17 protein-coding genes are annotated in these 22,364 nt (G+C 66.5%); 11 read left to right on the top strand and 6 right to left on the bottom strand.

The annotated features are described in order from the left end of the window. Positions 1–652 precede the first annotated feature (652 nt). The 6 genes from QTI04_RS33855 to QTI04_RS33830 form a co-directional block, all read right to left on the bottom strand. Positions 653–886, bottom strand: coding sequence for a hypothetical protein (locus tag QTI04_RS33855; protein WP_286619587.1), 234 nt, complete (start codon positions 884–886; stop codon positions 653–655). A gap of 720 nt (positions 887–1,606) precedes the next feature. Beyond that, a complete protein-coding gene (locus QTI04_RS33850) occupies positions 1,607–2,533 on the bottom strand; it encodes a carbohydrate kinase (protein ID WP_286619586.1) in 927 nt (308 codons plus the stop codon). Between the two features lie 14 nt (positions 2,534–2,547). Further along, positions 2,548–3,492: an ABC transporter substrate-binding protein gene (locus QTI04_RS33845; protein WP_286619585.1), complete on the bottom strand. Its 945-nt coding sequence runs from the start codon at positions 3,490–3,492 to the stop codon at positions 2,548–2,550. Between the two features lie 156 nt (positions 3,493–3,648). Continuing rightward, the gene (locus tag QTI04_RS33840; RefSeq protein WP_286619584.1) at positions 3,649–4,719 is read right to left on the bottom strand and encodes a ribose ABC transporter permease; all 1,071 of its coding nucleotides are present in this window, start codon (positions 4,717–4,719) and stop codon (positions 3,649–3,651) included. Positions 4,720–4,750: 31 nt separating this feature from the next. Continuing rightward, on the bottom strand, positions 4,751–6,292 hold the full coding sequence (locus QTI04_RS33835; protein WP_286619583.1) for a sugar ABC transporter ATP-binding protein: 1,542 nt from the start codon (positions 6,290–6,292) through the stop codon (positions 4,751–4,753). Next, positions 6,285–7,541 carry an ROK family protein gene (locus QTI04_RS33830; RefSeq protein ID WP_286619582.1) on the bottom strand — a complete coding sequence of 419 codons (1,257 nt, stop codon included), beginning with the start codon at positions 7,539–7,541 and terminating at the stop codon, positions 6,285–6,287. The genes QTI04_RS33835 and QTI04_RS33830 overlap by 8 nt, the downstream gene beginning before the upstream one ends. A gap of 288 nt (positions 7,542–7,829) precedes the next feature. Between QTI04_RS33830 and QTI04_RS33825 the strand changes: the two genes are divergently transcribed. The 11 genes from QTI04_RS33825 to QTI04_RS33775 all read left to right on the top strand — a co-directional run bounded on the left by QTI04_RS33825 (position 7,830) and on the right by QTI04_RS33775 (position 22,247). Next, entirely contained in the window at positions 7,830–9,032 is a 1,203-nt protein-coding gene (locus tag QTI04_RS33825; protein WP_286619581.1) for an ROK family transcriptional regulator, read from the top strand. 22 nt (positions 9,033–9,054) lie between these two features. Then, the gene (locus QTI04_RS33820; protein ID WP_286619580.1) at positions 9,055–10,692 is read left to right on the top strand and encodes an NADP-dependent glyceraldehyde-3-phosphate dehydrogenase; all 1,638 of its coding nucleotides are present in this window, start codon (positions 9,055–9,057) and stop codon (positions 10,690–10,692) included. An 11-nt stretch (positions 10,693–10,703) separates the two neighbouring features. After that, positions 10,704–12,119 carry a pyruvate kinase gene (gene pyk / locus QTI04_RS33815; protein ID WP_286619579.1) on the top strand — a complete coding sequence of 472 codons (1,416 nt, stop codon included), beginning with the start codon at positions 10,704–10,706 and terminating at the stop codon, positions 12,117–12,119. 12 nt (positions 12,120–12,131) lie between these two features. Beyond that, entirely contained in the window at positions 12,132–13,424 is a 1,293-nt protein-coding gene (gene eno / locus QTI04_RS33810) for a phosphopyruvate hydratase (protein ID WP_286619578.1), read from the top strand. Positions 13,425–13,458: 34 nt separating this feature from the next. Then, entirely contained in the window at positions 13,459–15,363 is a 1,905-nt protein-coding gene (edd, locus tag QTI04_RS33805) for a phosphogluconate dehydratase (RefSeq protein WP_286619577.1), read from the top strand. Then, positions 15,360–16,022 (top strand): bifunctional 4-hydroxy-2-oxoglutarate aldolase/2-dehydro-3-deoxy-phosphogluconate aldolase, encoded by a 663-nt coding sequence (locus QTI04_RS33800; RefSeq protein WP_286619576.1) that lies wholly within the window; start codon positions 15,360–15,362, stop codon positions 16,020–16,022. The genes edd and QTI04_RS33800 overlap by 4 nt, the downstream gene beginning before the upstream one ends. Then, positions 16,019–16,768 (top strand): 2,3-diphosphoglycerate-dependent phosphoglycerate mutase, encoded by a 750-nt coding sequence (gpmA, locus tag QTI04_RS33795; RefSeq protein WP_286619575.1) that lies wholly within the window; start codon positions 16,019–16,021, stop codon positions 16,766–16,768. Before QTI04_RS33800 ends, gpmA begins: the two co-directional genes overlap by 4 nt. A 4-nt stretch (positions 16,769–16,772) precedes the next feature. Further along, complete coding sequence (locus QTI04_RS33790; RefSeq protein ID WP_286619574.1) at positions 16,773–18,134, top strand: NAD(P)/FAD-dependent oxidoreductase; 1,362 nt, start codon at positions 16,773–16,775, stop codon at positions 18,132–18,134. 50 nt (positions 18,135–18,184) lie between these two features. Further along, the gene (gene zwf, locus QTI04_RS33785) at positions 18,185–19,648 is read left to right on the top strand and encodes a glucose-6-phosphate dehydrogenase (protein ID WP_286619573.1); all 1,464 of its coding nucleotides are present in this window, start codon (positions 18,185–18,187) and stop codon (positions 19,646–19,648) included. A gap of 24 nt (positions 19,649–19,672) precedes the next feature. Next, positions 19,673–21,268, top strand: coding sequence for a glucose-6-phosphate isomerase (gene pgi, locus QTI04_RS33780; protein WP_286619572.1), 1,596 nt, complete (start codon positions 19,673–19,675; stop codon positions 21,266–21,268). A 79-nt stretch (positions 21,269–21,347) separates the two neighbouring features. After that, positions 21,348–22,247, top strand: coding sequence for an SMP-30/gluconolactonase/LRE family protein (locus QTI04_RS33775; RefSeq protein WP_286619571.1), 900 nt, complete (start codon positions 21,348–21,350; stop codon positions 22,245–22,247). Positions 22,248–22,364: the final 117 nt, after the last annotated feature.

The following is a 22,364-nucleotide window of genomic DNA, read 5'->3' as shown; positions in this document are numbered from 1 at the left end:
TACTCGCTGGCGCCGAAGCTCGAGAGCGCGTAGCAGGGCCTCGCAAGTCCGCCCGACCTGTAGAAATCGCTCTGAACGTGCCGCAGTCGACCTATTGCACTGGCGCGGACGCTATTCTTGCGGACGACAGGACGTACTTTCCGTGCAAAACAGTGCGCAGAGCCACGAGTTCTCATTTGAAATCAATGACTTGCGCCGAATCCGATTCCACGCGTGGCTCGGATTAGCAAGTGCCTGTCGCATAACGATTCTTCGACCTAAAGCGCACCGATCTTCACGGAAAGTACGTCCACCCCATGCTGGCGATGGTCATTCGGTCCTCGGGCTGCAGTTGCTGATAGCTGAATCGGTTTTGCATGGAACACCTTACTTGAAGAGGTGTTGCACTTCAGACTTGAGGCCGACTACTCTTCACGCCGGGCGTATCCCGCTGGCATTCCCCCCAATGTGGAGAGCATCCAGAAGGTGGGGGTAGGCCGCGAGTGCCTCTTGAGCACCGGCGTCAATGTGCGGCGGATACCAACGTCGGAAAGTTACGATACATCGTCATTGAAGACATGCTGCAGCGCACACCCCCAACTTCTGGATGCTCTGCGAGCAGAACAGCGTGACAAGGCAAATCAGAATGACGCGAGGCGGTCGCCGTTGGGCCTCAAGGTGCGCCACCGTCCCTCAGAAATGAGAGAACGTGCACTTGGATGTCCTGCAACTGCTGATCGGTCAAGCGGTGATGAATCAGCAAATCTGGAAGTTTCGGAGCCAGGTTTCTCAGGTCCTGACGCACTGACTCCGGAGAAACGTCCAGTAGATGCGCCGCAACAAGACCAATCGCAATCTGCTGTGCCTCCAATTTCTGAAGGGCAGTCTTGAAATCTTCCTCGTTCATGGTTTCCCTTTCAAAGGCCGTTGGCGCGAAGGAACTCCATTGTCGATGGAGCGTCGGTACCATGGTTGTTGGCGCCTCAGCCGGGAGGCGTCGAAGCACAGCACGGCGCCGACTTCTCCGGCGCACAGCCACGCGACGAGTCGATCGAAGCCGGGTCTGGCCACCATGCCACTCGCGGACCGGCCGAGATCGTCGTCGATGACTTCGACCTGGGGTGAGAGCGATTCAAACGGTGTGGTCATGCCGCCAAGGACGCGTGACGATCTGGGCTTGCAACTGCGCGAGCAGCGCCTTGGCATCGGCCAAGCCCAGCCCCAGAGTTTCGATGCTCGGCTGCGCGTCGACCTCCAGCGTCAGCGCGACAACGCCTCAGGCTCGGCCGTGCTGCCAGAAATGGCAAGACTGACTTTGATCTGCATGGCCCAGCTCCAAAGGCGCGACAGGCGACATTTTCCAGCCGCAGTACTCGACCGCAGACTGGCCAATCACCATGGAAACTCGCAAGTAAGCGGCTGCACACCCCACCATTTGAATCGCTCTCGCCTCCGTCAGTGGGGCCCGCACGATACGCCCGGCGAAAGTGAACAGCAATCCCAAGCAAATCAAGGACTTGCGGACCGTTACCCGCGCCAGTGCTGGCCTTGCGCAGCGTCACTCTTTGCACCGAAAACGAGTCGACCCCAAACAACACGCAACACCCGGATCCGGCGCCGGCCGGGCTCAGGCGAGTTCGGACCGCCGTGGCATGTCCGCGCCGCGGCGCGAGCAGGTGATCGCAGCAGCTTGCGCGGCGAAGCGCAGGAGGGCCTCAAGCGATTCGCCGTCCATGTCGGACAGCGCGTCGGGCGTGAGCGCAGCGTGCTCACCCAGCCAGGTCAGCAATGCGGCCTGGAAGGTATCGCCCGCGCCGACCGTGTCGATCACCTTCGTGTGGGGTGACGGCACATGCGCTTGCGCGCTGCGGGTCCACGCACTCGCGCCGAGGCTGCCGCGCGTCACGGCCACCAGGGCCGCGCCCTGGGCAAGCCATCGCGTCGCGACCTGTTCCGGCGCTTCGGACGGATAGAGGAGGCGAAGGTCCTCGTCGCTCACCTTCACCAGGTGCGCGATCGACACCATCTGCTCGACCACCGCCCGCCAGTGCGCGAGATCGGGCTCGACGTTGAGGCGTACGTTCGGGTCGTAGGCGATCAGCCGCCGTTCGCGCTCGCGTGCTGCCAGCGCGCGCAGGGCGCTGCCCACCGGCTCGACCGCCAGGGCGTAGGAGCCGAACTGCAGCACCCGCGTGGCCGGCGGCAGAGCGGGCAGCGTGTCGTGCGTGATCTGCCGGTCCGCCGCTCCGTTGCCGTGGAAGGCATAGCGCGGCACGCCGCTGGCATCCACGCTCACGACGCTCAGCGTGCTCGGCGCATCGTTGCGCAGGATCAGCGAGGTGTCGACGCCCTCGGACCGGAGCGACGCGAGCAGCCGCTCGCCGAGCGCATCGGTCGACAGGCCGGTCAGGAAGGCCACCGGCCGCGTCAGCCGCGCGAGCCCCTGCGCCACATTGAGCGGCGAGCCGCCGATGCGCGCATCCAGGGTCATGCCGGTGGGCGTGGCCTCACCCATGTAGACGTCCATCAGTGCTTCGCCGCAAACCACGAACATGGCTGTTCTCCTGCTCAGCGGGGCGACTGCCAGCCCTTGTAGTCCTTGATGTTGGCGCGCGTGATCAGGGTCGACGGCAGCAGCGTCATCTGGTCAGCCGGCTTCTTGCCGTTGAGGATGTCGCGCCCGATCTCCACCGCCTTCTGCGCGATCATGTACGGGTCCTGGCTGGCCGATGCCTGCACCTGGGTGTCGGCCTTGAGCGCGGTCTCGATGTCCGGTGCGCCGTCGACCGAGGTGATGATGATGTTCTTGCGGTTGAGCTGCTTGGCCGCGAGGTCCGCGCCGATGGCCTGTGGGTCGTTGATGGCAAAGACGGCGTCGACCTTCGGAAAGCGCGTCAGGTGGTTTTGCATCACGTTGAGCCCGCCTTCGCGCGAGCCTTTCGCGTCCTGGTCATCCGAAAGCACCTTGATGTCGGGGCTCTTCTTGAGCACCGTCTTGCAGCCGTTGACGCGGTCGACCACGGCCGAAACCTGTGGCCCGTTCTGGATGATCACGTTGCCCTTGCCGCCGAGTTTCTCGACGATGAACTGGCAGGCGATCTCGCCGGCCTGCACGTTGTTGGTCTGCACCGTCGCGTCCGAGCCGTTGGCCGCCACGTCGACGCCGACCACCACGATGCCGGCCTTCTTCGCCTTCATCAGCGCGGGTTCGATCGCTTTGGCGTCCACCGCGTTGACGAGAATCAGGTCCGACCCGGCGGAGATGAAGCCGTCGATCTGCGAGAACTGCTTGTTCAAGTCGTAGTCGGCCGACAGCGCCGTGACCTTGGCGCCAGGGTTGTACTGCTTGGCCTTGGCCTCCGCGCCCTTGGCGAGCGAGACGAAGAAGGGATTGCCCATCGAGCCGAGCGTGATGCCCACGTTCTTGAATTCCTTCTGCTGGGCGTGTGCCACAGGCAGAGCGAAGGCAGTGGCAATGGCAATGGCGGCGAGGGTGAAGATTTTGTTGCGCATGAAAGTCTCCTGGGGTTGGTGGTTGAAATCGCTCAAAGCAACGATCGGTGTGTGATTCGGAAAACACCGCGGACCCGGCTCCGCCGGTCCGGAGGTGTTGCCCCCTGCAAGGGGGTAGGCGCAGCGACACGAAGTGCGCGAAGCCTGGGGGTGTGCCTATGTCCTTGCGGACCCCTTGCGACGGTAACGGTCGAGGGCCACGGCGCCGATGATCACGAGGCCCTTGACGATGTATTGCCAGATGTCGGACACACCCAGCAGGATCAGGCCATTGGTGAGCACCGCGATGATCAGCGCGCCGACCAGCGTGCCGACGATCGATCCGGTGCCCCCGACGAAGCTGGTGCCGCCGAGAATCACTGCGGCGATCGCGTCGAGTTCGTACGAGGCGCCGAGCTGCAGTCCGTTTGCCGCATAGAGCCGGGCCGAGGCCATGACGCCGCCCAGTCCCGACAGCAGCCCCGAGGTGCAGTACACGAACAGCAGCACGGCCCAGACCTTGATGCCCGCCAGGCGCGCAGCTTCGGGGTTGCCCCCGACCGAGTAGATGTTCAGGCCCAGCACGGTGCGCCGCAGGATGAACCACGACAGCGCGATCACTGCGAAGGCGATGATCACCAGCCACGGCACGCCCAGCACGTCGCCATTGCCGATGAAGGCGAAGGGCAGTTGGGGATTGAAGATGGTGCCGTCGTTGCCGATCAGCCGCGCGATGCCGCGCACCGCAGTGAGCGAACCCAGCGTGACGATGAAGGGCGGCAGCTTGACGAAGGCGATGAGCACGCCGTTGATCAGACCGAACAGCAACCCGCATGCCAGGCCGGCCGCGATGCCAAGCATGCCGAGGTCGGGGACATTCGACATCAGCATGGCCACGACGGCCGACGCCGCGAGGATCGAGCCGACCGACAGATCGATGCCGCCCGTCAGGATCACGAAGGTCATGCCGGCCGCGAGCACGATGTTGATCGAGGCCTGCTGCGTCATGATCGAGAAGTTCTGCCAGCTGGCGAAGTTCTCGCTCGACACCGAGAAGCCGATGCACAGCAGGATCAGAACCGGCAGCATGCCGATCGAGCGCAGGAAGTCTTTGCCGCGCGAAGTCGGCACAGCGGGTTTCACGTGTTCGGCGGCGGATGCGCCGGGCGTACTGCTGCCGTCGGCAATGGGCGCAGCGGCCGGAAAGGGCTCGGGCAGGGCCGGATCGGGATGGTGCGGTTGGTTCATGGTCTGTCTCCTGAGGGCATAGGGGCAAGGGTCAGTGCACGGTCGGCACGGCGCCGGAGGTGGCGCCCGTGGCGAGTGCCACGATGTTTTCCTGGGTGATCGCAATGCCGGAGTCGCCGCCGACTTCGCCGACCAGTTGGCCTTCGCGCATCACGATCACGCGGTCGCAGACGCCGACCACTTCGGCCAGCTCGCTCGAGATCACGAGCACGGCGACGCCGCGGCGAGCCAGTTCGTCGATCAGTCGATAGATCTCGCTCTTGGCGCCGATGTCGACGCCGCGCGTCGGTTCGTCGAGGATCAATACCTTGGGCTTGAGCTCCAACAGGCGCGCCAGCAGCACCTTCTGCTGGTTCCCGCCCGACAGCGAGCCGACGTTGACGCGCGGCGAGGCGACGCGGATCGAGAGCTGCTTTACGGCGTCGCGGGCCCGTTCGAAGGCGCGCCGGCCGTCCATCACGCCGCCGCGCTTGGCGTCCAGCGGGCACACCATCACATTGATGTTGTCGCGCACGCTCAGGTCGAGGAACAGGCCCTCGCCCTTGCGGTCTTCCGTCAGGTAGAGGATGCCCGAGCGGATGGCGTCGAGAGGCTGCTCGATCTTGAGGGTGCTGGTGCCCATCTGCACTTCGCCGCCGGTGCGGGCATCGGCGCCGAAGATCAAGCGCGCCAGCTCCGTGCGACCGGCGCCGACCAGGCCCGCCAGGCCCAGCACCTCGCCCGCGAACAGCTCGAAGCTGCAGTCGCGCACGCGGTGGCCGTCGGACATGTGCTTGACCGCCAACGCGCGCGCACCGGTGTGCTGGCCCTGGTGTTCCTTGCGGTAGAAGCCCGAGAGATCGCGGCCCACCATCATCTTCACTAGCGTGTCGCGAGAAAGTTCGGCGCGGGTCAGCGTGCCCACGTAGGTGCCGTCGCGCAGCACCGTCACTTCGTCGGCGAGTTCGTCGATCTCGTCCATGCGATGGCTGATGTACAGGATGGCCATGCCTTCGGCGCGCAGGCGCTTGATCAGCGCGAAGAGGCGATCGGTCTCGTGGGTGGACAACGGCGTGGTGGGCTCGTCCATCACCAGGATGCGGCAGTCGAAGTGCACCGCGCGGGCGATCTCCACAAGCTGGCGTTGCGCGATGGACAGCGTGTCGACGATGGTGGTCGGCCCGAAGTCGGCGCCCAGGCGCAGCAGCGTGGCGGCGCACGACTCGGCCATGCCGGCGCGGTCGACCAATGCGCCCTTGACCATCGGCCGGCCCATGTAGATGTTCTCCGCCACCGTGAGGTTGGGCGCGAGGCTCAGCTCCTGGTAGATCACCGAGACGCCGAGCGCCTTGGCTGCCAGCGGGCCGTCGACGGTCACCTGCTTGCCGTCGATGCGGATCTCGGCGCCGGGGTCGGGCATATAGGCGCCCGAGAGTATCTTCATGAGCGTCGACTTGCCGGCGCCGTTCTCGCCCATCAGGGCATGCACGAGGCCCTTGTTGGCGTGGAGTTGGACGTTCTGCAAGGCCTTCACGCCGGGGAAGGTCTTGGAGATGTTGCGCAACTCGAGCAGGTGAGGGGTGGTTTCAGGCATGTGAGGTCTCCTTGGCGGTATGAGAGAAGGCGGAGGCGGGCTGTCCGCGCAGCACGTCGGCGCGGGGCGAGAAACTGAAGAACATGGGCAGGCTGGCCGCGCCGACGGCACCGGCGTTGGCGCGGAAGCTTCCGCGCAGCAGCCGCGGTGTCTGCCTCGCTTCGGGAGCGATCTGCCGCAGTCCTGCATCGACGCGCCGGATGAGTTCGTCGATCAGGCCGTTGTCGATGTCGCAATCGATCACCACCGCGGGCAGGTCGAGCACGGCCAGCGCAGCGCGCAGCGAAGGCACCAGCGCGTCCACGCAGTCGTCCATCCATTCGCCTACCTCGCGCCGGCCGGATTCGATACAGGCTTCCAAGTCGTCGTGATTGCGCACCCGAATGCCGTTGTGGCGGAGATGGCGCGTCAGCGCGTTGAGCGATGCACGCGAAAGCAGGATGTCCCAGCGCCGCTCCGACGGCGGGGCCGAGGCCAGCCCGCTGGGTGGCACCGGCATCAGGCCGAGGTCGGCTGCGTTGCCGGTGCTGCCGCGCAGGCTCTCGCCGCCGATCACCGCGCCCGCGCCGAGCGCCGCGCCGATGAAGACGTAGAGAAAGTCGCTTTCCTCGCGGCCGATGCCGAAAAAGAGCTCGGCGATCGCGGCCGCGTTGCCGTCGTTTTCCTTGAACACCGGTTGCTCCACCGCCTGCGCGAGCATGCTCCCGAAATCGACGTCGTCCCAGATGCGGAAGTCGGCCTTCAGGTCGAGTTCGCGCAGCCAGCTGCCGAGGTTGTAGGGCTGTGCGAGCCCCACGCCCGTCAGCCGGCGGCGCTGTGCGGCATCGAGAACGTCCAGCATGCGGCCGATGCCCCTGCGCACCAGCGTGAGGGCCTCGTCGGGGTGGGGAAGCAGCAGGTCGTGCGCCTCGCGCGCCAGCACCTTGCCGCCGAGGTCGATCATCACCGTCTCGATGCTCGTGCGGTCCAGGCGCACGCCGATGCCGTAGGCGCCCTCCGGATTGATGCGGTACAGCCCGGCGGGCTGGCCGCGCTGGCCTTCCTGGCGGCGGCCGGCGGGCTCGATCAGCCGGGACTCCTCCAGCGACTGCACGATGCTGCCGACGGCCGTATTGGTGAGCTGGGCCCAGCGCGCGAGATCCGCTTTCGAGGCTTCGCCTGCGCGGCGAAGGCGCTGCAGCAGCGTGCGCTCGTTGTAGAGGCGCAGGTTGATCGAATTCGTTCCCCGTCCGGGGCCGCGTTGTCTCACCAGATGTCTCCTTGGGTGCCGATGCGGCTTTGTGCCTGACCGGATCATTAATTAATTCAAGTTGAATAAAGTTTAGTAGCTTGATGGATGGACGGGATCAGGGATTTCCCGAGGCTCGGGGAGGATGCGGATGTTTCGAAGGGGAGTCACCAAGTTGAGGATTGGGATGAAACTAACTAAATGCAATTGATTTATTAATTAGGACGACCCATAATCACGTGTCGCGACGGCGACAGCCCACGCATCCGCGGCCGGCCCGCCGACCGCTCGCACGAGGAGACAACGACCTTGCCAAAGAACATCGACCCGCGCGGTTCAAATCAGCTGGGCATGCGCCAGTTCAACGAGCGTGTGGTGCTGCAGGCGATCCGCCTGCACGGGGCGCTCCCGAAGGCAGAGATCGCGCGCCTGACGAATCTCACGGCGCAGACGGTGCAGATCATCATCTCGCGCCTGGAGGCCGACGGTCTCGTAGTCAAGCGCGCGCCGGTGCGCGGCAAGATCGGCCAGCCCTCGGTGCCGATGGCGCTGAATCCCGCAGGCGCGTATTCGATCGGCATCAAGATCGGCCGGCGCAGCCTCGACGTGCTGCTGGTTGACTTCAACGCCCAGGTGCGCGAGCGCCTCACGCTGGCCTACGAGTTCCCTGATCCCGACACGTTGTTCGACGAGATCCGCGTGCGCCTGAAGACCTTGCGCCAGTCGCTCGGTCCCGAGCGCGCAAAGTTGCTGCACGGTATCGGCATCGCGGCGCCGCTGTCGCTCGGCGGCTGGCAGTCGCTGCTCGGCGTGGCGCCGGAACAGGCCGCCAAGTGGAATGACATCGACATCCGCGCGCGGGTGGCTGCCATGACGACGCTGCCGGTCGAGCTCGTCAAGGACACGGCAGCCGCCTGCGTGGCCGAACTGGTGGCCGGGCGCGGACGCAGCATCCGAAGCTTCCTGTACGTCTTCATCGACACCTTCATCGGCGGGGGGCTCGTGATCGACAGCCACCTGCGCCCTGGAGCCACCGGCAACGCCGGCGCCCTGGGGTCGATGCCGCTCGGGCTCGGCGGCGCCGATGGCGCACCGCCTCGCCAGTTGCTGAGCGTGGCGTCCCTGTTCACGCTCGAGATGATGTACGCGCAGGCGGGGCTCGACGCCCGCGCCGTCGCCGACGAGCGGGCGGTCGAGGCGCCATGGATGCCCGTCACGCGCGAATGGATGCAGCAGGCGAGCCCGGCGATCGCCATGGCCATCCACAGCGCGACGGCGCTGCTGGAGCTCGACGGCGTGATCGTCGACGGGTCATTCAGCCGCGAGATGCTCGCGGAGGTGCTCGTGCAGGTCGACGGCGCACTGGATCGATTCAGCTGGGAAGGCATCGCCCGTCCCGAACTGCTTGCCGGCGCCGTCGGCGCCGATGCCCGCGCGATCGGTGGTGCCCTGCTGCCGCTGTACGCGAACTTTGCCCCCGATCGCGACCTGTTTCTCAAGCTTGATCGCTGATCCCCAACCCCACGGAGACCCCATGACCACCGACCGCAGCGCCCAACTCGCCCAGCACTTTCCCGCCCTCGATGACATCCCGGCCGAATACCGGCTGGCCGAACAGGTGCACCAGCGCCAATCACTGATTGCCGGCCGGATGATCGAATGGGCCGGCCCCTGCAAGACGGTGCTGTCGCCGGTGTGCACGCGCGACGCCGAGACCGGCGAAGTGCGCCAAGTCGAGATCGGCAGCTACCCGGTGATGGGCGAGGCCGAGAGCGATGCCGCGCTCGATGCTGCCGTGGCCGCCTACGCCAACGGCCGCGGCGAATGGCCGACCATGGCCGTGGCCGATCGGATCGCCTGCATGCAGGAGTTCGTACGTCGCATGGCGCAGCAGCGCGAACTGATCGTGAAGCTGATCATGTGGGAGATCGGCAAGAGCCTGGCCGATTCGCGCAAGGAGTTCGACCGCACCGTCGAATACATTCAGGCTACCATCGAGGCGCTGAAGGATCTCGACAACGCCAGCTCGCGCTTCGTCGTCGCCGAAGGAACCATCGGCCAGATCCGGCGCACGCCGCTCGGCGTGGTGCTGTGCATGGGCCCGTACAACTACCCGCTGAACGAGACCTTCGCGACGCTGATCCCGGCGCTGCTGATGGGCAACACGGTGGTGTTCAAGCCGCCGCAGTACGGCACGCTGCTGTTCCATCCGCTGCTGGACGCCTTCCGCTCGGCTTTCCCGGCGGGCGTGATCAACACCATCTACGCGCCCGGCGCGGTCGTGGTGCCACGCCTGCTGGCCTCCGGCAAGGTCAACGTGCTGGCGCTGATCGGCTCGAGCAAGGTGGCCGACCACCTGAAGAAGCAGCATCCGAAGTCGCACCGCCTGCGGGCGATCCTCGGGCTGGACGCCAAGAACGCCGCGATCATCCTGCCCGACGCCGACATCGAGCTCACGGTCAAGGAGTGCCTGCTCGGCGCGCTGTCGTTCAACGGCCAGCGCTGCACGGCGCTCAAGATGCTGATCGTGCACCGCTCCATCGCCGACCGCTTCCTGCAGCGCTTCACCGAGGAGCTCGCCAAGCTGAAGGTCGGCATGCCGTGGGAGGCGGGCGTCAGCATCACGCCGCTGCCAGGCCTGCACCGCACGGCCTACATGACCGAGGCGCTCGAGGATGCCCGCGCGAAGGGCGCGCGCATCGTCAACGAGGGCGGCGGCGAGTTCTGTCAGACGTTGTTCCATCCCGCCGTGGTGTATCCAGTGAGCGAGGGCATGAAGCTCTACCGCGAGGAGCAGTTCGGCCCGCTGGTGCCGGTGATGCCCTTCGACGACATCGAAACTGCGCTCGACTACGTCATCACCTCCGACCATGGCCAGCAAGTGAGCATCTTCGGCTCGGACGCCGGCCAGATCGGCGCGCTGGTCGACCCGCTCGTCAACCAGGTCTGCCGCGTCAACATCAACTGCCAGTGCCAGCGTGGCCCCGACGTGTTTCCCTTTGCCGGGCGCAAGGACTCGGCCGAGGGCACGCTGTCGGTGGCCGATGCGCTGCGCGCCTTCTCGATCCGCTCGATGGTGGCCGCGAAGCAGACCGAGTCGAGCAAGCAACTGCTCAACGCCATCGTGCAGGACCACAAGTCCAGCTTCATCAACACCGGCTTCATTCTCTGAGGGAGCGAACCATGCATCGCCAACGCCACGCCAAGATCGTCGCCACCCTCGGGCCGGCCAGCTCCGACGCCGAGACCATCCGGACGCTCTTCGACACCGGTGCGGACGTGTTCCGCTTCAACTTCAGCCACGGCAGCCACGAGCAGCACCGTGCGCGCTACGACATCGTGCGGCGCATCGAGCAGGAAACCGGTCGACCCATTGCCATCCTGCTCGACTTGCAGGGGCCCAAGCTGCGCGTCGGCAGCTTCGAGAACGGTCCGGTCACGCTGGTCGCCGGCAACGCCTTCCGGCTCGACCTCGATGCCACGCCCGGCACCGCCGGACGCGCACCGCTACCCCATCCCGAGATCTTTGCCGCGCTGAAGGCCGGCACCGACCTGTTGCTCGACGACGGCAAGATCCGCCTGCGCGTGCAGGCCTGCGGCGCGGACTTCGCAGACACGACCGTCATCGCGGGCGGCAACCTGTCGGAGCGCAAGGGCGTCAACGTGCCCGAGGTGCTGCTGCCGATCTCGGCCCTGACGGCCAAGGATCGCGCCGACCTCGACTTCGGCTTGCAGCTGGGTGTCGACTGGGTAGCGCTGTCCTTCGTGCAGCGGCCCGAGGACATGCAGGAACTGCGCGACATCGTGAAGGGGCGCGCTGGCGTGCTCGCCAAGCTCGAGAAGCCTGCGGCGATCGAGCGGCTCGATGCCATCGTCGCGCTGTCCGATGCGATCATGGTCGCGCGTGGCGACCTCGGCGTTGAGATGCCGGCCGAGCAGGTGCCGCGCATCCAGAAGCGCATCGTGCGGACCTGCCGCGATGCCGGCAAGCCGGTGATCGTCGCCACCCAGATGCTCGAGTCGATGATCAGCACGCCGGTGCCCACGCGCGCCGAGGCCTCCGACGTCGCGACCGCGATCTATGACGGCACGGACGCCGTGATGCTCTCGGCTGAATCGGCTTCGGGCCAGTACCCGCGCGAGGCGGTCGCGATGATGGACCGGATCATTGCCGAGGTGGAGCGCGATCCGCACTACCGCACCGTGATCGACACCTCGCACAGCGCACCGCAGCCGACGGTGGCCGATGCGATCTGCGCCTCGCTGCGCCAGACCGCAAGCCTCGTGCCGGTGGCGGCCATGGTCACTTACACCCGCTCGGGCTATACGAGCCTGCGCGCAGCGCGTGAACGTCCCGTGGTTCCGGTGGTCAGCATCACGCCCGAATTGCCTGTCGCACGCAGGCTTGCGCTGGCCTGGGGCGTGCACTCGGTGCATGTGGAACACGACGTCAACGACGTGACCGGAATGGTGGAGACGGGCTGCGCCGTGGCGCGCAACGAAGGCTACGCCAGGCCCGGCGACATCGTGGTGATCGCCGCCGGCATGCCCTTCGGCAAGGCCGGAACCACCAATCTGCTGCACATCGCACGCGCCTGAAAGAGAACTCCCATGACAACGATCAAGCACATCCAGGGCATCGAGATCCTCGACTCCCGCGGCAACCCGACCGTCGCGGCGGCCGTCGTCCTCGAATCCGGCGCGAGCGGCTTCGCGGCCGCGCCCTCGGGCGCATCGACCGGATCGCGCGAGGCGGTCGAGCTGCGCGATCAGGACCCGCGGCGCTACCTCGGCAAGGGCGTGACGCGCGCCGTGGCCCATATCGACGGTGAGCTGCGCGACGCGCTGGTCCGACACGACGCCGCCGACCAGAGCGGCATCGACGAGGCGATGGTGGAGCTCGACGGCACGCCGAACAAATCACGCCTGGGCGCCAACGCGATCCTTGCCGTGTCGCTCGCCGTGGCCAAGGCGGTCGCGACGGAGGGCGGCGTGCCCCTCTACCGGCACCTGGCACCGCAGGGTCAGCGCAAGCTCGAGATGCCCGTGCCGATGATGAACATCGTCAATGGCGGCGCGCATGCCGACAACAACGTCGATATCCAGGAGTTCATGATCCTGCCGGTCAGCGCGCCGAGCTTCCGCGAAGCGCTGCGCTACGGCGTCGAGGTCTTCCATGCATTGAAGTCGATACTGAAGGCGAAGGGCCTGGCCACCGCCGTCGGCGACGAAGGCGGCTTCGCACCCGATCTGCCGTCGAACGAGGCGGCGCTCGAAACCATCCTGCGCGCCATCGACAAGGCCGGCTTCAAGGCCGGCCAGGACATCTGGCTCGGTCTCGATGCGGCCAGCTCCGAGTTCTACAGGGACGGGCACTACGTCCTGGCATCCGAAGGCAAGCGCTTCGATTCGGCAGGCTTCGTCGACTACCTCGCGAACCTGGCGGAGAACTATCCGATCCTGTCGATCGAGGACGGCCTCGCCGAGGACGACTGGGTCGGCTGGAAGCTGCTCACCGAGCGGCTCGGCGCCAAGGTGCAACTGGTCGGCGACGATCTGTTCGTCACCAACACCGCGATCTTCAGCCGCGGCATCGAGGGCGGCATCGCCAACTCGATCCTGATCAAGCCCAACCAGATCGGCACCCTCAGCGAGACGCTGGCCGCCATCGACATGGCCGTCAGTGCCGGTCGCTCGGCGGTGGTGTCGCACCGTTCGGGCGAGACCGAGGACGTCACGATCGCCGATCTCGCCGTCGCGACCGGCGCGACGCAGATCAAGACCGGCTCCCTGTGCCGCTCCGACCGCGTTGCCAAGTACAACCGTCTGCTCGTGATCGAGCAGGAGCTCGGTGCCGACGCCGTCTACGGCGGCCGCGGCGCATTCCCGGTGTTGCGCGGCTGAAGGCCCGGACCCGCCTCTGTTCGAGACAACCCAGATGAGCCTCCATCCAGTGCTTGCCGCGGTCACCGACCGCATCCGCATCCGCAGCGCCGCATCGCGCACCACCTACCTCGCCAGGCTCGAACGCGCCCGCGCCAAAGGCCCGATCCGCCAGGCCCTCGGCTGCACGAACCTGGCCCACGCCTATGCCGCCGCGCCACCCGGCGACAAGATCATGCTGCGCGAGATGCGACGACCCAATGTGGCGATCGTCTCGTCGTACAACGACATGCTGTCGGCGCACCAGCCCTTCGAGCGCTTCCCGGCCCTCATCAAGCAGGCCGCGCGCGAGGCCGGTGCGACCGCCCAGTTCGCCGGCGGCGTCCCCGCCATGTGCGACGGCGTCACGCAGGGCGAGCCCGGCATGGAGCTGTCGCTCTTCAGCCGCGACGTGATCGCGCTGTCCACTGCAGTCGCGCTGTCGCACAACATGTTCGATGCCGCGCTGTGCCTGGGCATCTGCGACAAGATCGTTCCCGGCCTGCTGATCGGCGCGCTGCAGTTCAGCCACCTGCCCACGATCTTCGTGCCCGGCGGGCCGATGCCTTCGGGCATCTCCAACGACGAGAAGGCACGCGTGCGTCAGCGCTTCGCCAAGGGCGAGGTCGGCCGCGACGCGCTGCTCGAATCCGAGGAGAAGTCCTATCACGCCGCGGGCACCTGCACGTTCTATGGCACGGCCAACAGCAACCAGATGCTGATGGAGGTGATGGGCCTGCACCTGCCGGGCGCGGCCTTCGTCAACCCGAACACGCCGTTGCGTGACGCACTGACCGCAGCGGCCACGAGGCGGGCGGTCGAAATCGGGGCCGAGGGAGCCGAGTACACGCCGATCGGCCACGTGGTCGACGAGCGCACCATCGCCAACGCCATCGTCGGCCTGCTGGCCACGGGCGGCTCGACCAACCACACGATCCACCTCGTGGCGATCGCGCGCGCGGCCGGGATCGTCATCAACTGGGACGACTTCCGCGACTTGTCCGACCTGGTCCCGCTGATCGCGCGCGTCTATCCGAACGGCAAGGCGGACGTGAACCAGTTCCACGCCGCGGGCGGCATGGGCTACGTGATCGGCGAACTCCTCGACGCCGGCCTGCTGCACGGCGACACGTTGACGGTGGCCGGTGCCGGCGGCCTGGCGCGCTATCGGAAGCAGCCGCATCTGGACGACGACGGTCGGCTCAGCTGGCGCCAGGTGTCCCGCAAGAGCGCAGACGCCAGCGTGCTCGCGCCGGCATCGGCCCCGTTCAGCGCCGATGGCGGACTGAAGTTGCTCACCGGCAACCTCGGCCGCGCCGTCATCAAGACCTCGGCGGTGAAGCCGGAGCATCGTGTGGTGCGGGCTCCGGCGATCGTGTTCGACACCCAGGAAGCGGTGATCGCCGCCTTCGACCGCGGCGAGCTGCAGCGCGACTTCGTGGCCGTGGTGCGCTTCCAAGGTCCGCGCGCCAACGGCATGCCCGAACTGCACAAGCTCACGCCCCTCCTGGGGGTGCTGCAGGACCAGGGCTTCCGCGTGGCGCTGGTCACCGATGGGCGCATGTCCGGCGCTTCGGGCAAGGTGCCGGCGGCGATCCACGTGACGCCCGAGTGTCTCGCCGGCGGACCGCTGGCGCGGGTGCGCGACGGCGACATGCTCGTCCTGGACGGCCAGCGCGGGGTGCTCGAAGCCCGCGTCGATGCCGCCGAGTGGCAGGTGCGGCAGCCCGCCACCGCCAACCTCGCCGAATCCCACCACGGCATGGGCCGCGAACTGTTCGCGGCGTTCCGCGCCAACGCGCTGGGCGCCGAGGAGGGCGCGGTCACCTTCCACGCGAGCGAGTCCGGCGCTTCGACCACTGCGGCACCCGTCGCGCCCGTTCACGACCATTTCGCATTTGCCCAAGGAGTCACGGCATGAACATCCTCAACCTCATGCGGACCGGGCCGGTGATCCCGGTCATCGTCATTGACAGGCTCGAAGACGCGGTGCCACTGGCGCGTGCGCTGGTGGCGGGCGGCGTCCGCGTGCTCGAGCTGACCCTGCGCACGCCGGTGGCGCTGAAGGCGATCGAGGCCATCGCGAACGAGGTCGAAGGCGCGATCACCGGCGTGGGCACCATCACGCGCCCCGAGGACTTCGACGCGGCGCTCAAGGCCGGCGCGCTGTTCGGCGTGAGTCCGGGCCTGACGCCGGAACTGGTGGCCGCGTCCAGGGACAGCGCGCTGCCCCTGTTACCCGGGGTGATGACGCCGTCCGACGTGATCGCGGCGCGTGCGGCAGGTTTCACGGAGCTCAAGCTCTTTCCGGCGCAGCAGGCCGGCGGCGTCGGCATGCTGAAGGCGCTGGGCGGGCCCTTTCCCGATGTGACCTTCTGCCCGACCGGTGGCATCAGCGCCGCCACGGCGCCGGACTTCCTGGCATTGCCCAACGTGGCCTGCGTCGGGGGTTCGTGGCTGACGCCGGCCAACGCGGTCGCCGCGGGCGACTGGGGTCGGATCACTGCGCTGGCCAGCGAGACCGTGGGCCTGCGGCGGCGCGCGAGCTTACGGCTATCGTCACCCAAGGACCGATCATGAAGAAACTCGTTCTCCTTCGCCACGGCGAATCGACATGGAACCAGGAAAACCGCTTTACCGGCTGGACCGATGTCGGCCTGACCGACACGGGCCTGGCAGAAGCACGCGCAGCCGGCCTGTTGCTCAAGCAGGAAGGCTACGACTTCGACGTGGCCTACACCTCGGTGCTCAAGCGGGCCATCAAGACGCTGTGGACCGTGCTCGAGGAGATGGACCGCATGTGGATTCCGGTCCACCACTCCTGGCGTCTCAACGAGCGCCACTACGGCGTGCTGCAGGGTCTCAACAAGTCGGAAACCGCGGCGCAGTACGGTGACGCGCAGGTCAAGATCTGGCGCCGCGCCTACGAAGTGGCGCCGCCTCCGCTCGCCGACGGCGACCCCCGGATCGAGGCGTCCGATCCACGCTACCTCGCGCTGGGTGCCGGAGGTTTTCCCAGGACCGAATGCCTGAAGGACACCGTGGCGCGCTTCCTGCCCCACTGGCATTCCACCATCGCCCCTGCCGTGCAGTCGGGCCAGCGCGTGCTCATCGCGGCGCATGGCAACAGCCTGCGGGCTCTGATCAAGTACCTCGACAACGTGTCCGACGCCGAGATCGTCGAGCTGAACATTCCCACCGGGCAGCCCCTGGTGTACGAGCTCGACGACGAGCTCAAGCCCCTGCGGCACTACTACCTCGGCGACGAGGAGGCGATCAAGGCCTCCCTGCAGGCGGTGGCCGATCAAGGCAAGTCGGGCGCCTGAGGACATGGACCTTCTGAACCGACCTGCATCCGGCGGATCGGACTCCGCCTTGCACCGCATCGTCATCGTCGGTGGCGGCGCCGGCGGGCTCGAACTGGCCACGCGATTAGGCGACACGCTCGGTCGGCGCAAGCAGGGTGCCATCACGCTGATCGAGAAGACGCGCACCCACGTCTGGAAGCCAAAGCTGCACGAGATCGCAGCCGGCAGCATGGACATGGGCGTCCACGAGCTCGACTATCTTGCCCAGGCGCACTGGCACCATTTCCGCTACCGCATCGGCGAGATGGTCGGATTGGACAAGGAGCGGCACGAGGTCCTCGTGGCACCCTATGTCGACAACGAGGGACAAGAGGTGACGCCGCAGCGAGTCTTCGGCTATGACACGCTGGTCATTGCCGTCGGCAGCCAGAGCAACGATTTCGGCACCCCGGGCGTCGCCGAGCATGCGATGCGGCTCGAGTCGGCCGCCGACGCGCTGCGCTTTCATTCGCGCATGGTCAATGCCTGCATTCGCGGGCATGCCCAAAATACCGCGCTGCGTCCCGAGCAGCTGCAAGTGGCCATCATCGGCGCCGGCGCGACCGGGGTCGAGCTGGCGGCGGAGCTGCACCGCACCACGCGCGAGGTGGTGGCCTACGGTCTGGACTGTGTCGATGCCGACAAGGACATCCGTGTCATGCTCATCGAGGCAGCGCCGCGCGTGCTGCCAGCACTGCCCCCGCGGCTTTCCCAGGCGACGGAAGACCTGCTCACCAAGCTCGGCGTCAAGGTCTACACCGATGCCAAGGTAGCCAGGGTCGAGTCCGCGGGCGTGCGCCTGGCAGACGGACGTATGTTGCCGGCCGAGCTGATCGTCTGGGCGGCCGGCGTGAAGGCACCGGATTTCCTGAAGGACATCGCGGAACTCGAGACCAACCGGATCAACCAGCTCGTAGTGAAGCCGACGCTGCAGGCCACGCGCGACGATGACATCTTCGTCATCGGCGACTGTGCGGCCTGCGCGTGGCCCGAAGCCAATCACGGCAAGGGCGGCCTCGTTCCGCCGCGCGCCCAGGCTGCGCATCAGCACGCGTCGCACATGATCAAGCAGATCCGCCGACGCATGTCCGGACGACCGCTGCTCGACTACCGCTACCGCGATTTCGGATCGCTGGTTTCGCTGGGTGAGTTCAGCACGGTGGGCAACATGATGGGCGGCCTGATCGGCGGCAGCGTGATGATCGAAGGGCTGTTCGCCGGACTGATGTACGTGTCGCTCTACAAGATGCACGAACTCGCGCTGCATGGCTTCTCCAAGGTCGCGATGGAAACGCTGGCGCGGACGATCACGCGCCGTACCGAACCCCACGTCAAGCTGCATTGAGCGCGCGAAGCGATCTCGCGCGCACCTCTTACGCAAAAAAAGGAACTCACATGCCCAAAGTCAATTCATTCGACCTTCTCCTCTTCGGCGGCACCGGCGACCTCGCGATGCGAAAGCTGCTGCCTGCCCTGTACTTCCGTCACCGCGACGGCGACCTGCCGCCGCAGGGCCGGATCCTGGGCCTGGCGCGCGAGACCCTGAGCCGGGCGGAATTCATCGCGAAGGTGGAAGCGAGCTTCGACAAGTTCGTCCCCGCCGCCGACATCGACCAGGAGACGTTCGAGACTTTCGCGGAGCGCCTGGACTACGCCAAGGTGGAGGCCAACACGCCGCAGGATTTCGGCCTGCTGGCCCAGGCGTTGAAGGACTCGCCGGCGGAAGTGCGCGTCTTCTTCCTGTCCACCGCACCCGACTTCTTCGCGCCGATCTGCAAGAACCTGGCAGCGGCCGGGCTGGTCAACGCGAACTCGCGCGTCGTGCTGGAGAAGCCTCTCGGGCGCGACCTGGCCTCCGCGCAGAAGATCAACGAGGACGTGGGCAGCGTTTTCGCCGAGCCGCAGATCTTTCGCATCGACCACTATCTCGGCAAGGAGCCGGTCCAGAACCTGCTCGCACTGCGCTTCGCCAACGCACTTCTGGAGCCGCTGTGGAACCGCACGTGGGTGCGCAACGTGCAGATCACCATCGCCGAGCAGGTCGGCGTGGAAACCCGGGGCGACTTCTACGACCGCACGGGTGCGCTGCGCGACATGGTGCAGAACCACCTCCTGCAGTTGTTGTGCATCGTGGCGATGGAGCCGCCGACATCGATTCACCCGGACGCGGTTCGCGACGAGAAGCTCAAGGTCCTGCGCGCGCTCGCCCCCATCACGCAGGCCGACGTGGGCTCGTGCACCGTGCGCGGCCAGTACCGCGCGGGAACGGTCAACGGCGTCGCCGTGCCGGGGTACCTCGATGAAGCGGGCATCCCGCCTGACACCCCGACGGAAACCTATGTGGCCATCCGCGCCGAGCTTGAAAGCTGGCGCTGGTCAGGGGTGCCGTTCTACCTGCGCACCGGCAAGCGGATGGCCGAGCGCGCGGCCGAGATCGTCGTGAACTTCCGTAGCGTGCCGCATTCGATCTTTCCGTCCGCGGGGAAGGATTCGCTCGGCAACCGGTTGGTGATCCAGCTTCAGCCGGAGGAGGGACTCAAGCTCTTCATGATGGCCAAGGTACCTGGCGACACCATGAACCTCAGGCCGGTCGGCTTGAACCTCGACTTTGCCGAGCAGTTCAAGCAGCGTCCGATGGAAGCGTACGAGCGCCTGCTGCTGGACGCCATCCGCGGCAACCTGACGCTCTTCATGCGCCGGGACGAACTGGACGCCGCGTGGCGTTGGTGCGAACCGATCCTGGACGGCTGGCAGGCCTCGGGAGAAATGCCCAGGCCGTACAGCGCCGGTTCGTGGGGACCCGCCGCCTCCAGTGCACTGGTCGGGCGCGACGGCGCCGCCTGGCGCGAGGAATCTTGAGTCAACCGCCCTCTGAGACACACCATGAACACACCCCGCTGCGATCAAACCCAGGCATGGGCCGCCTTGCGTGGCCACTACCAGGCGCACGGTCACTCGTTCGACCTGCGCGAGGCCTTCGCCCAGGACCCTGGCCGCTTCGACGCGCTGGCGGTCGAGGCTCCCGGCATGTTTGCCGACCTGTCGAAGAACCGCATCGACGCCGCGTCGATGAAACTGCTGCTCGACCTGGCGAGCGAGTGCCAGCTCGAGGAGCGGCGCGACGCGATGCTGGCCGGCGCCGCGATCAACACCACGGAGGACCGCGCAGTGCTGCACACGGCGCTGCGCGCGCCGCGAGGGCAGGGTCCGTTCAGCGACGAGGTGCACGGCGTGCTCGACGCGATGCTCGCCTATGTCGAGTCGGTGCGCGACACCCGGACCAGCGGCATCCGCCACATCGTGAACATCGGTATCGGCGGCAGCGACCTCGGGCCGCAGATGGCGGTGCCAGCGCTGGAGGCCTTCGTCCACCCGGAGCTCGGCTTTCACTTCGTCTCCAACGTCGACGGCCACGACATCACCTCGGTGCTGCGGCTCCTGCGTCCGGCCGAGACGCTGTTCGTGATCGCGAGCAAGACCTTCACGACGCAGGAGACCATGGCCAATGCGCATGCGGCCAAGGCCTGGTTCGCGGCCCACGGTGGCACCGACACGGCGAAGCATTTCGTCGCGACGACCACTCACGTCGCGGCGGCGGCGCAGTTCGGCATCGAGACGACCTTCGGCTTCTGGGATTGGGTCGGCGGCCGTTACTCGCTATGGTCGGCCATCGGTCTGCCGATCGCCCTGGCGATCGGTGCCGACAACTTCCGCGCCCTCCTGGCCGGCGCCCACGAGATGGACAGGCACTTCGCCACCGCCCCGCCCGCGAAGAATCTGCCCGTGCTCCTGGGGCTGATCGACGTCTGGTATCGAAACTTCCACGGCTTCACGAGCCGCAGCGTCGCGCCTTACCACCAGGGGCTCAAGCGGCTGCCGGCGTACCTGCAGCAATTGGAGATGGAATCGAACGGCAAGTGCGTCGACCTCGACGGCAACGCCTTGCCCTTCGCGACCAGCCCGGTGGTGTGGGGCGAACCCGGCACCAACGGCCAGCACGCCTACTTCCAGATGCTGCACCAGGGCACCGACGTGATCCCGGTCGAGTTCCTGCTGGTCAAGCATCCGACGCACGATCTGGCCGACCAGCACATGAAACTGCTGGCCAACGGCCTGGCGCAGGCGCAGGCCTTGATGCTCGGCAAGCGCACGGATGAGGCCATGGCGGAGCGGGCGCCGACCGCAGCGAAGTCATTGGCGCCGGAAGTCGTCGCAAGACACCGGACCTTTCCTGGCAACCGTCCCAGCACCACGCTGCTGCTGGACCGTCTGACGCCGCACAGTCTCGGCGGGCTGATCGCGATGTACGAGCACCGCGTCTATGCGAGCGGTGCGCTGTGGGGGATCAACAGCTTCGACCAGTGGGGCGTCGAGCTCGGCAAGGCACTCTGCAACGACCTGCTGCCGCGCATGGCAAGCGGCGACACGCAGGGATTGGACGCGTCAACCGCCGGACTCATGAAGCGGTTGCTCGCCTGACACGAATCGCCCGGCCCGCTGCGCATTCATGCCTGCTGGTCTTTGGCGGTTGAACTCGGGCGCAACCGAGGCCGTCTCCATGTTCATCAACTGTCTTGCCATGCACAAGTCTGAACTCCTGTCCGACTACATCGGCACGCTACCGGAATGTCCAACCTGGAGCGACCGCGACGGTCGTCTGTACTGGACCGACATCGTCAAGAAGGAACTCCACTGGGTTCAGCCGAAGACCGGTGAACACAAAACCCTGCAATTCGATGAGGAAGTCGGCTGCTTCGCATTGCGCGAGAAGGGTGGCTTCATTCTGGCCATGCGATCCGGCATCTACCTGTCAGACGCCGACGGTCGCATCGAGAAAAAGGTCTGCGACAACCCGAGCAATCCATCAGTCGCGCGCTTCAACGATGGGGGAGTCGACCAAGACGGTCGTTTCTATGCGGGCACCTATTGGGGGCCGCGCGACTTCAACGGCGCATTGTTGTGCCGCGTCGATTCAGCACTGAGGGTCCGAGTGCTCCAGTGCGACATCCTGGGCGCTAATGGTCTTGCCTTCAGCCCCGATCGGCGCTGGATGTACACGACCGACACCCCCAACCATGTGATGTACCGGACGCCACTCGACCCCGCCAGCGGTGAGCCGGGACTGCGGGAGGTTTTCATGCGATTCCCGACAGGCAACGGGCGCCCTGACGGAGCGGCAATGGACGTCGAAGCATGCTACTGGACCGCCCTATTCAACGGCCACCGCATCGCACGGATTTCTCCCAGCGGTGAGGTCATCGAGGAGTACGGGTTGCCTGTGCGCTGCCCGACAATGGTCTGCTTCGGCGGGGATGACATGAAGACCTTGTTCATCACCACAACCCGCGAAAATATGAGCGCGGACGAAATCGCCGAGCGCCCGCTGTCCGGCGCGATCTTCGCCTTGCGCACCGCCGTCGCCGGTCTGCGCAAGCCGGCGTTCAAAGAGTTGAGCTAGCCCGGAGCTAGACATGATGGCCCGTCCTCATCCTCGGAGGCGGGCTGAAGTGATTGGGTAAGAGGGAAAGGGTCTGCCTCCTGCAGTAGTACCGTGGGTTGCGCACTGCGAGTGCGC

This window comes from Variovorax sp. J22R115, assembly GCF_030317005.1.
In the GTDB taxonomy this organism is placed as follows: domain Bacteria; phylum Pseudomonadota; class Gammaproteobacteria; order Burkholderiales; family Burkholderiaceae_C; genus Variovorax.
This window is presented reverse-complemented; position numbering and strand designations above follow the sequence as displayed.